At 40.9% G+C, this 12,053-nt stretch carries 7 protein-coding genes and 1 pseudogene; 7 read left to right on the top strand and 1 reads right to left on the bottom strand.

What is annotated here, in order from left to right; translation table 11 throughout:
* Positions 1-46: 46 nt before the first annotated feature.
* Complete coding sequence (gene uvrA, locus P20439_RS13165; RefSeq protein WP_008467563.1) at positions 47-2,866, bottom strand: excinuclease ABC subunit UvrA; 2,820 nt, start codon at positions 2,864-2,866, stop codon at positions 47-49.
* A 163-nt stretch (positions 2,867-3,029) separates the two neighbouring features.
* Between uvrA and P20439_RS18550 the strand changes: the two are divergent.
* The 7 genes and pseudogenes from P20439_RS18550 to P20439_RS13200 all read left to right on the top strand — a co-directional run.
* A pseudogene (locus tag P20439_RS18550) lies at positions 3,030-4,396 on the top strand (MFS transporter).
* 20 nt (positions 4,397-4,416) lie between these two features.
* Positions 4,417-5,118: a single-stranded DNA-binding protein gene (ssb, locus tag P20439_RS13175; protein WP_008467569.1), complete on the top strand. Its 702-nt coding sequence runs from the start codon at positions 4,417-4,419 to the stop codon at positions 5,116-5,118.
* A gap of 149 nt (positions 5,119-5,267) precedes the next feature.
* Positions 5,268-6,611 carry a site-specific integrase gene (locus P20439_RS13180; protein WP_008467570.1) on the top strand — a complete coding sequence of 448 codons (1,344 nt, stop codon included), beginning with the start codon at positions 5,268-5,270 and terminating at the stop codon, positions 6,609-6,611.
* Complete coding sequence (locus P20439_RS13185; RefSeq protein ID WP_008467572.1) at positions 6,601-8,208, top strand: site-specific integrase; 1,608 nt, start codon at positions 6,601-6,603, stop codon at positions 8,206-8,208. The genes P20439_RS13180 and P20439_RS13185 overlap by 11 nt, the downstream gene beginning before the upstream one ends.
* Positions 8,201-10,447 (top strand): hypothetical protein, encoded by a 2,247-nt coding sequence (locus tag P20439_RS17960; RefSeq protein WP_008467573.1) that lies wholly within the window; start codon positions 8,201-8,203, stop codon positions 10,445-10,447. Before P20439_RS13185 ends, P20439_RS17960 begins: the two co-directional genes overlap by 8 nt.
* Positions 10,447-10,944 (top strand): hypothetical protein, encoded by a 498-nt coding sequence (locus P20439_RS13195; RefSeq protein ID WP_008467575.1) that lies wholly within the window; start codon positions 10,447-10,449, stop codon positions 10,942-10,944. Before P20439_RS17960 ends, P20439_RS13195 begins: the two co-directional genes overlap by 1 nt.
* Before the next feature lie 363 nt (positions 10,945-11,307).
* Positions 11,308-12,053 (top strand): undecaprenyl-diphosphate phosphatase (locus P20439_RS13200; RefSeq protein WP_036934075.1); only part of this gene is annotated, 746 nt, incomplete at its 3' end.

Below are 12,053 nucleotides of genomic sequence, written 5' to 3' on the forward strand. Positions count from 1 at the left end.
GCTATTTTTGTATAATTTTAATAAGTACTTTTTTAATAATGTATATTTAAAGTAATGGTTTTAAGTAGTGCCCAGTATGTGAGCGCTGACATTCAGCTACTTCTTCTGGTGTACCTGCAATCAGTATTTCACCGCCGCCAGCACCACCTTCAGGGCCTAAATCAACGATCCAATCGGCAGTTTTTATTACATCTAAATTATGCTCAATTACTACAATGGTATTGCCATGATCGCGTAGGCGATGAAGCACCACTAATAACTGTTCAATATCAGCAAAATGAAGCCCCGTGGTTGGCTCATCAAGAATGTACAAGGTTTTTCCAGTATCACGCTTAGAAAGCTCACGTGCTAACTTAATTCGCTGTGCTTCACCACCCGAAAGTGTTGTAGCGGCTTGACCTAAACGGATATAAGAAAGTCCAACATCCATTAGGGTTTTAAGTTTACGTGCAATAGCCGGTATTTTATCAAAGTAGTCATGGGCATCTTCAACGGTCATGTCGAGCACTTGGTTGATGTTTTTGCCTTTATATTGTACTTCTAAGGTTTCGCGATTATAACGTTTACCCTTACACACATCACACGGTACATATACGTCTGGTAAGAAGTGCATTTCTACTTTGATAACGCCATCGCCTTGACACGCCTCACAACGGCCACCTTTAACATTAAAGCTAAAGCGACCTACTTTGTAACCACGTGAACGGGCTTCTTGAGTACCTGCAAATAGCTCACGAATACCAGTGAAAATACCAGTATAAGTGGCAGGGTTTGAACGCGGTGTGCGGCCAATAGGACTTTGGTCAATATCAATTACTTTATCAAAGTGCTCAAGTCCTGCAATTGACCCATAAGGAGCTGCTTCTGCAGTAGTTGCGCCGTTGAGTTCAGTGTGGGCAAGTTTAAATAAGGTATCGTTAATGAGCGTTGATTTACCCGAGCCAGATACACCGGTAATACAGGTCATTAAGCCAAATGGTATTTTTAAATCAACATTTTTTAAGTTATTACCCGTTGCTCCAAACAGCTCTAGCCATTTATCGTTAGTAGCATGGCGCTCTTTAGGCACCTCAATTTTACGTACGCCCGATAAAAATTGGCCGGTAACCGAGTCTTTGCTTGCTAAAATATCATCGCGCGTACCTTGAGCAATAACATGGCCGCCATGTACGCCAGCACCTGGACCAATATCAATAATATGGTCAGCCGCGCGAATAGCGTCTTCATCGTGTTCTACAACAATAACGGTGTTACCCAAATCGCGTAAATGAACTAAGGTTTTCAATAAACGGTCGTTATCACGTTGGTGCAAACCAATTGAAGGTTCATCCAGTACATACATAACACCCACTAACCCAGCACCAATTTGACTCGCTAAACGAATACGCTGTGCTTCGCCGCCAGAAAGTGTGTCGGCGCTGCGCTCAAGTGATAAGTAATTTAGGCCTACATTTATTAAGAACGATAACCGGTCGCGAATTTCTTTTAGAATTTTTTCGGCAATTTGGCCTTTTTGCCCAGTCAGGTGCAAGCTTTCAAAAAAGCTCATCGCCTCACCAATACTCATATGCGTAATGGTTGGCAAGTTAGTTTGACCAATAAATACATTGCGTGCTTCTTGGCGCAAACGTGAGCCTTTACAACTAGGGCATGCTTGGCTGGTTTGATATTTGGCTAGTTCTTCACGCACTGAGTTTGATTCAGTTTCGCGGTAGCGGCGGTTCATATTGTTTAACACGCCTTCAAATACATGATTACGTGTAATTAAATCACCGCGGTCATTACGGTAATTAAATGCAATTTTAGTATCACCAGAGCCATCTAAAATAATTTTTTTATGATCTTTTTCAAGCTCTTGATAAGGAACATCTAAATCAAACTCGTAATGCTGTGCAACTGCTTGCAACATTTGATAATAGTAAAAGCTGCGTTTATCCCAGCCTTTAATTGCACCGCCAGCTAAACTTATTTCAGGGTTATGAACCACGCGATTAGGGTCAAAGTATTGTCTTACACCTAAACCGTCACAGCTTTGACAAGCTCCTGCAGGGTTATTGAACGAAAATAAACGCGGTTCAAGTTCGGTCATCGCATAGCCACAGGTTGGGCAGGCAAAATTTGCTGAAAACAGCATTTCTTCAGCACTGCTATCGTCCATAAAAGCAATGTTGGCAACGCCGCCTGACATTTCAAGTGCCGTTTCGAATGATTCCGCAAGACGTTGTTGCTGGCCGTCTTTGACTTTAAAGCGATCCACCACGACTTCAATAGTATGCTTTTTATGTAAATCTAGCGGTGGTGGATCGGATAAGTCGCATACTTCACCATCTATACGGGCACGAATGTAACCTTGACTGGCAAGTTGTTCTAATAGTTTTACATGCTCACCTTTACGGTCTTTAACAACAGGGGCAAGTAGCATTAACTTAGTGCCTTCAGGCAGCGCTAATGCAGTATCGACCATTTGGCTAATTGTTTGCGCTGCAAGCGGTAAATCATGAGTTGGACAACGAGGTTCGCCAACCCGTGCAAACATTAAACGCAAGTAATCGTAGATTTCAGTTATGGTTCCCACGGTTGAACGGGGATTATGCGAGGTTGATTTTTGTTCAATGGAAATAGCAGGGGAAAGGCCTTCAATATGATCTACGTCGGGTTTTTCCATTAATGACAAAAACTGCCTTGCATAAGCAGAGAGTGATTCAACATACCGGCGTTGCCCTTCTGCATACAGCGTATCAAATGCAAGCGATGACTTTCCTGAACCAGATAAGCCAGTGATAACAATTAGTTTATCACGTGGGATGGTTAGGCTGATGTCTTTTAAATTGTGCGTTCGGGCGCCTCGGACTTCAATGTTTTCCATGCTATCTCGTTTATTGCCAAAATTATTTGTTCAGTATCGCATAATACGCTGCAATATTAATCCTTGATCATTGAAAAAATCCTTAGTTATAGACGATTAATTATTGCCAAGCTTGTGATAGAATCCTTGCCTAATTTTTTCACACAGTAAGATCACGCAAATAATGACCGCATCTTCACTTAATTCACGAGAGAAACGCGCCGCCGTATCGTTAGCGAGTGTGTTTGCATTTAGAATGCTCGGCTTGTTTATGCTGATGCCTGTTTTAGCTATTTATGGTCAATCGCTTGAAGGCTTTTCACCTATCTGGATAGGTTTTGCAATTGGTGCGTATGGTTTAACGCAGGCTGTATTACAAATTCCAATGGGACGACTGTCCGATAAAATTGGTCGCAAAAAAGTGATTGTAGGTGGCTTACTTGTATTTGCTTTGGGCTCAGTGATTGCCGCTTTGGCCGAGTCCATACAAATGGTAACGGTAGGGCGTGCCTTGCAAGGTATGGGCGCTATCGCCAGCGCATTGTTAGCGTTTGCATCAGATTTAAGTCGTGACGAACAACGACCAAAAGTCATGGCGGTGATTGGCATGAGCATAGGTATGAGCTTTGCCTTCGCTATGCTACTTGGACCTATAGTGGCAGCTTCATGGGGTATAGCAGGGGTGTTTTGGTTAACTGCTATACTGGCTGTATTAGGAATTTTTATTGTTACTATGCTAGTACCCAGTGCAATAAATAAAGCGCCTAAAGGCGATACACTCGCCAGCTTTAGCGATATTAAAAAGCTAATTAAACACCCGCAGCTTGCGCGTCTAAATGCAGGCGTATTATTGCTGCATTTAACATTGACGACTATTTTTGTAGTATTACCGAGCCAATTAATTAAAGATGGACTCGTGGCTGAAAACCATTGGCAGCTTTATATCCCGGTTTTGTTTTTAGCATTTTTCTTAATGGTGCCAGTAATGATAGTGGCAATAAAAAAGAGAAAGAAAAACAAGCCTTTATTGGTTCAGTGATGGTTTTAATAGTCAGCATGTTAAGTATGTCTATGTGGGCTAATAGCGTTGTTGGCATTGCAGTTTGCATGCTGTTATATTTTGTTGCTTTTAACTTTTTAGAAGCCACTATGCCGGCTCTTGTGTCGCGTATTGCGCCTGCAAGCCAAAAAGGCTCCGCTATGGGCGGATATTCATCTAGCCAGTTCTTAGGCGCTTTTTTAGGCGGTATGTTGGGCGGGTATGTAGCACAAACCACCAGTACGCAAGCTGTGTTTGCGGCGGCGGCACTTGTTGGGGTAATATGGCTTATTATTGCGTGGAAAATGCAAGTCCCACCGAAAAGCAAAGTTATTAGTTTAATGACCCAATTAGATTCTGAAGAGCAAGCACAAACACTAGCTTCTCAGTTAGTTGCTTTACCCGGCGTAATAGAAGCAACCGTAGTTCGCGATGAAAGTCGAAGCTACTTAAAGATTAATGATAAAGAATTTGACCTAGACCAAGCCCGAAGAGTGGCTGGTTTAATCTAACGTTTATAGGAGATGGTTCCATGGCACGCGGTGTGAACAAAGTAATTTTGGTTGGTAATTTAGGGCAAGATCCTGAAGTTCGTTACATGCCTAATGGTAATGGTGTAGCAAATATTACCTTAGCAACTTCAGACAGCTATAAAGATAAAAACACTGGCCAAATGGTTGATAAAACTGAGTGGCACCGTGTGGTATTTTTTGGCAAATTAGCTGAAATTGTAGGCGAATACTGCCGCAAGGGTTCACAAATTTACGTAGAAGGTAAGCTTCAAACTCGTAAATGGACTGACCAACAGGGCCAAGAAAAATACACCACAGAAATTGTTGTTGATGGTTTTACAGGTCAAATGCAAATGTTAGGTGCACGCGGTGGCGACCAACAAAGCGGTGGCTATCAAGGTAACCAAGGTGGTCAACAAAGTGGCGGTTATCAAGGTAACCAAGGCGGACAGCAAAGCGGTAGCTATGGTCAAAATAACCAAGGCCAGAATAGTCAGCAAGGCAGTTATGCTCCACAGCAACAATCTGCACCTGCCCAGCAACCGGCTCCACAACAAAATAACCAGTACCAACCACAGCAACAAGGTGGCTTTGCACCTCAGCAAAATAATGCACCACAACAGCAAGGCGGGTTTGCACCTAAGCCGCAAAATGCACCGCAAGGTGGCGCATCAAACCCTATGGAACCAACAATCGACTTTGATGACGATATTCCGTTCTAACCAAAGACAAAATATTAAATGTTGAAAAACAATCTTAAAAGCCGCTTTATAGCGGCTTTTTTAGTTTTATTAGAAAATTAATGTTGAAAACTTAAAAATATCTATTATATTACTTTATAACAAATATAAATGTTTATTAGCGGGTGTTTATGAAAGTTGCCGTAAAGAAATTTAAAAGTGGAGAGCGCTACGTCTTTTTATTAGGAAAAGATGGCGTTCCTGATTTTTGGGTTACTCACTTTGTCACGCAAAAACTGCGAATGACTAAAGCGGCAACATCAATTGAGCAATATCTAAAAGACATTAAACATTTGAAACGTTGGGAGGAGATCAACGGTAGAGATCTTCTTGACGAGATATACAACGGTAAAGTACCCAGTCGAGATGATATTAAGGATCTGAAGGAACACTGTTCGTATCAGGCCAAAGCTTTAAGCGTGAAAACTGCAAGTAATGTGGTCGATATGGGACAGTTTCACTTATCTAAATCACAAGACAAGCCCACGATAGGTAAATCTCAATATATATCTAGAATTGCTCACATTGCCGAGTTCTTGACTTTTATTGGAAAAGAACGAGTCAAACATAAACCAACCGCAGCCGAGCTTTTTGATGAGTTAGATAAAATGAAAACTCGACTTAAGAGTGGTAAGCCAAAAGGAAAATCGAAAAAGACTTCTTTGGATAAATCTGGGATTACAGATGATGTCTTTGAAGATTTTGTTGAGGTGGCTAAGCCAGATTCAAAATACAACCCGTTTAAAAACCCTGTTATTAAGTTTAGAAACTATCTAATTGTTCAAGTGTTGTATGAGACAGGGTTTCGATGTGCCGAGTTACTAGCGCTTCGGATCAGCGACATAGGAACAGATACAGATAATCCAACATTGTCGGTAGTTAGACGACATGACAGTAAAGATGATCCTCGCTTAAAAGAGCCAACGGCAAAGACCCTTGGCAGAGCTGTTTCTATCTCAAAAGAGCTTAGAGACTTGTTAAATACCTATATCAAGGTTCATCGTGCTGGTACAAAAGTAGCGAAAACACATCCATTTATATTTGTTTCACACAAAGACAAAGAGGGACATTATCAATCTGGGCAACCGATCATTCAGCAAACCATTAACGATATCTTTAATAGCATAAAAGCAGTGAATCCAGAGCGTTTCTGGGCTATTACACCTCACTCTTATCGACATTATTTCAATGATCAATTGTCAGACACCATTGATGAGGAAAGAGAAGCTGTTAAACAAGAGGTTAAACGATTAGAGCAGGAAGGCTTGCATGAAGAAGCGAAAAAATACGCCAACGAAAATACGATTACAGAACAAAGAGAACTTGAACTTCGAGCAGAATTAAACGGACATTCATCTCTCAAATCAGGTGAGATATATCTCAAACGAACAGCAAGAAAACAAGCGCAAAAGATACGTAAAAAAATGCAAGCGAAGATGAAGCACAAAGCAGAAGGAGGTCATCATGGCGGTTAAAGCAAACAAGTTACAAGGTTCAAGAAGCACTAGAACGAAATCCGATAAGCGATACAGCAAAGCTAACTATGAATTTGATGTGTATGATGATCTTTGGCAATTAGATGCAAATAAGTCGCTGAATTTTGAGTTACTCGCTTCGTTAAATTTAGATCCAAAGTTCGAAAATAATTTCAAACTGGCCTTGGCTGACTATGCTTCAGAATTTTCCTCTTCTTATGCGTTGAATATATTCATGTTTAGCCGATTACTTTTTGCAATTGGTGTGAGTGATGCTATTCGGGAACCGCATATAGTGAATTTCAAAGCGACCCTCACTAAAAGCACAGAGTATAAGCTTGGTTACATTCGTGCATTTATACTCGACTGGTATGACAAAGAGATCAAAGGAGTTGATAAAAAGACCGTTGAGTTACTTAACTCACTCAAACTTTCTGGTAATGAAAAAGGAAAAGCCGTTGCCTTAGGTTGTCCTTTTAGTGGTGCGTACTCATATGAAGAACAAACGGCCTTTATAAACTGGTATGTGGATGCTTTTACCGAGAAACTGATCTCGTTGACTGACTATGCATTTATCATGGCGCTACAACAAACAGGTGCCCGTCCAGTTCAACTCACCTATCTCTATTATGGTGACTTAATAACAAGGGTTGAAGAAGGAGTTGAGCATTTTGATTTACAACTCCCTAATGCCAAAAAACGTGATGAAAACTTTAGAGGATCGTTTCAAACCAAGGAGGATACTGGTGAAGATTTAATGCTGGTGCTTACAGCACAAGCAAATCAGTCCATCAATGCTGTTGAAGAGCAATTTGATATTAAATTGACATCCAGCCAAAAGAAGCAAATCCCTATTTTCCTTAATACACGAGAAGTGGCTAAGTTAGAAAGTTTTGATGAATTTGAACAGCTACAACAAAGTACGCCTGACTTATTATGTTTACGGACCAAAGGAGCAAACCCATCAGTCGGTGAAATGATCAGGCGCTTGTCTCGCCTTTGCCCTTTAAAAACAACACGGATTAAGTTAGATGACGGGTTTGGTGATTTGCATATCAACCCCAGACGATTCCGCTATACCCATGCGACCAATATGGCAATGCTAGGTGCAAGTGACTATGCAATAGCTGAAGAATTAGGCCAGTCAGATACCCAGCAAGTCAAAGTCTATACAGAGTTCAACGAAGAAATGGCTGATAGGCTTGATGAAGCACTTGCATCTGATTTAACGCCATTAGCGCAAGCATTTTCGGGTACTTTGATTGATAGTGAAAAAGATGCAATTCGAGCCAATGATCCTCGTAGTCGAATTAACAACAATGATGGTAACCCTGTGGGAAGTTGCGGAAAATTTGGGTTTTGTGCAAATGGCACAATTCATTGTTACACCTGCAATAAATTTCAACCCTGGCTAAATGCGCCTCATACGGAAGTCCTGAAAAGTGTTATTTCTGAACGTGATCGCAAGCGAAAGATGGGGGCAAGTGAGTTTGTATTGCAAGGCCACAATCGCAGTATTGATGCGATCAAAGTGGTCATTCAAAAATGTCATGCTAGAAAGCAAGAGCTGGAAAAAGAAGGAGCGTTAAATGTCTGATGTATTGGTATTTACACCCAAGCATAAACTAGATTTCCAGAAAAATTATGCTGAGTTCATAGCATTCGCAAAAAACGATTTAACGCTTTTTGATGATCATGAATTTGAAGCTCCTCTTGGAATTCAGAATGGATGGGAATGCGATAAATGGTCTTGGAAAACAGCAAGAGAAAAGAAATTAACTATCGTGTTTGGAAACAGTGTAAACCATTCCAAATATATACCGTTCAAACAGCCATTTGCTGACTTTGCCAAAGCCTATGTGCGATACCAACAGTCGCTGAATCATAAAGATTCAACCGCTTGGGCTTCATCTTTAGTGTGGATCTACAATGCCCTAGAAGAAAACGCGACTCAAAATGAAAGAGCAGACGTTGATATTATGAACCTCACCAACACGGTAATAAATAGTGTTGAGGAGCAGATTAAGAACAGTGGATTAAGTACTGGAAGCAAGCGCAATATTGGACTTTCACTTGAAAAGGTTTTGAAGTTCATCAAGGACAAGCGATTCAAACTAGACCTACAAGAGTGGTCAAACCCATTCCCTCGTCCATCTGATTCAAAAATTAAACTTGATAAGGATAGTCGTAAAGAAGAGGAAGATAAATGCCCTTCTGACTATCAAATGCTGCAAGTGGCAGATGCCTTTCATAAAGCTAAAACACTTCGTCAAAAATACTTCACTAGCCTATGCGTTATGCTGATGTGTCAGCCGAGTAGAAATACAGAACTTAATGGTTTAACAACAAACTCATTACAAAGAAGTGAAAAAGGACGTTTATATCTAATGTGGCATCCTGCAAAAGGAGGAGATCCCGTCAAAAAATGGGTGCCTAAACTACTAGAGGATGTCGTACAGCAGGCATTTGACAGACTCATTGATATTTCTGCTCCCGCTAGAGCTGCGGCGAAATTTGCTCATGAAAATCCAGAAGTATTTTTAGTACATAATGAATGCATTACACCTGCTAATTTTCCTCAAGACAAACCGTTAACATATAATCAATTTGCAAAAGCAATGTGCTTAAAGACTGGTCTGGATTCAAACGGAACACAGATGAGTTGGACGCATAATGGTTCACTAAAATGGTTACGTAACTTAATAAGCCAAATCAATCATGTGGCAGATTGGAAAAAGGATTTATTGAATGGGTGTAAAGTTTCGCAGGACAACGAAATACTGACCAAACACACTCATAACCCTACTGGGATTAGTATAAAATTCCCTAGTTATAGAGATCTTCGCTCTGTTGTTGACCAAAAATATAAAACAAAAGACTTTCCCAACTATGGTGATGTGAAGCTTTGGGATTGCATAACGTTAGTTCGAGAAAATGAGTTTCACAAAGAGTTTGATGTTAAGCCTTTTTCTTGGCTAATGACCGGGCACGGTTCTGTAAGTGATGCAATAGGTTCAGATCGCCCTTCAGGAGAAGAGACAATCGAATCAATCTTTGATGAATTGGCAATCACAGACGAAGATGGTACTCGATTACAGTTAAATACTCACCAACCTAGGCATTGGTTAAACACCAAGTTGAAACTGGCTGGTGAAGAAGATTGGTTGATTGCCAAGTGGTCGGGTCGCGCTGATATTGAACAAAACAAAGCTTACGATGGAAGAACTCAAGAGCAAAAATCACGGTTAACCAAGCGTATTGGTCATGTTGCAAATGGTGAAGGTGTTATGACGGTTGCTCAAGCCAATCAGTTTTTATCGCCATACACATCAGAGTCGCCACCTCCGGCAATCGTGTTGCATGATTTAGGGTTACCTGTCTCTCTTAAATCTCTCGGAATTAATCGCTCAGGTGTCGCTCAGTTCACAGGGTTAGGTTATTGCGTTCACAATTATGCAGAAAGTCCGTGTGTTAAAAATGGCGATTGTGCGGTCTGTAGCGACCATGAATGCCTTAAGGGACTGCCTAACACCCTAGAAGAGCTTAAAAACCTTGAGAAGCTTTATAAAGAGCAGCTAGAGGATGCAATCGTTAAAGCAGGAGATATAGTTTTCGGTGCTGATCGCTGGGTAACTGCATTAGGCTTTAGGTTATCAAAGATTAAAACCATTATTGCTATGATGGAAGATCCAAACAGACCTGATGGTACACCTATCAGGATTCCTGACGAATTAGACCCTTCCCCTGTCAAACGATCACTCAATATTGACGAGCAAAATGTTATTCCAATTTTCGATCTTACTGCCTTGGCATTATCTGATCTGGAGGAGTCATAATGGCTTTTGTAATTGACAATAAAGAAACGATTCTAGCCATCATTGATGGTTGGAGCGGTAAGCTCACATATGATCTTCTTTCAGAAAAACTTCAATCAGAATTGGGCTTAAAACGCCCCCCATCAAGGCACACTTACACAAAGCATGATGAAATAAAACATGCATTTGACCTAAAGAAAGAAGAGCTTAGATCTAAAAAATCTACTGCAATCGAAGAAGCCAAGTCGCTATTTGATAGCTCTGATAAATTAAGCCAGCTCTTAGAAAACTTAGACAATGATGATGCAACCATTGCTGAGCTTATAAAGCGTGTTGAAAAACTTGAAAATGAGAATGAAAGGCTTAACTCAGAAAATAATAGATTAAATAGCCTAAATGATAATTTACTTGAAAGGTTTGCTCGTTGGCAGCATAACCTCCAAAAGATGGATGGTGTCGATTTGAATAAGCTGTTTTCAATGATAGATGATGGATTACCCAAAAAGAATAGAGATTAAATAAGGAAATTATTCCCGTTTTATGGGGGATATTTGAATAAAATAGGAAGTAAAAATCACATTTATTTTAAAAAAACAATGAGACTATAAAAAACTTTGTTAATCTGAAGAAAATCTATATACTCTTTGCGACTCTAGGGGAGTAGTCTCTCAGTTTTTTACTGAGTTGGTTGTCAACAGTCTCCGAACCCGCAGGTTCGTGGCAACCAAGTCCAAGTGGATTGACAAGACCTAAGGCATTTCACAGCGTTCAGGGGGCGCTGTCATTTGTCTTTGGTAATTGTTAACACACGCCCCTGAGGAACTTCTATTGAATCATCAATCCATTTTAGTATGCTTATCAGCTACTCGTGAGGTCTGCTGATGGAGCTACTTCACGCCATTTTTCTTGGTATTTTGCAAGGGATCACTGAATTCCTGCCTATTTCCAGTTCTGCCCATTTAATACTGGCCCCTGTGTTAGCTGGATGGGAGGATCAAGGTGTTGCCTTTGATCTGGCTGTCCACGTAGGTACGCTTCTCGCTGTTCTTCTGTATTTTTACAAAGATGTTGGTGTGTTGACGCAAGATGGTATCAGTTCAATCACGCAAAAGCGTTTTGTTGGTCAAGGTAAGCTCACTTGGTTTCTGGTCATAGCCACTATTCCAGCAACGATAACAGGCTTGCTGTTGTTAGAATTCATCGACAGCCAGCTACGTTCAGTTGAAATAATTTTCTTCACGACCTTGGGGTTTGGCTTCTTGCTTGGCTGGGCGGATTGGCGGCCAAATCAACAACGCACACTCTCAACGTTAAGCTGGAAAGAGGCTGCTTTGGTAGGCGTTGCACAAGCATTTTCACTCATTCCGGGAACGTCACGTTCTGGTGCAACCATTACTGCTGGTTTACTACTGGGATTAAGCCGTGAAGCGGCTTCTCGATTTTCATTTCTGCTTGCCATTCCCATTACTGCAATGGCAGCGAGTGCCAAATTACTAGACGTTGCGACTAAAGACGTAAACGTTGATTGGATAGCCTTTCTGACTGGTGGCATAACGTCTTTTCTTATGGCGCTTACAGCTATTCATTTCTTTTTAAAATGGCTTAATCGATTCGGGATGTGGCCTTT

The sequence above is a fragment of the Pseudoalteromonas sp. BSi20439 genome (assembly GCF_000241165.1).
GTDB lineage: Bacteria > Pseudomonadota > Gammaproteobacteria > Enterobacterales > Alteromonadaceae > Pseudoalteromonas.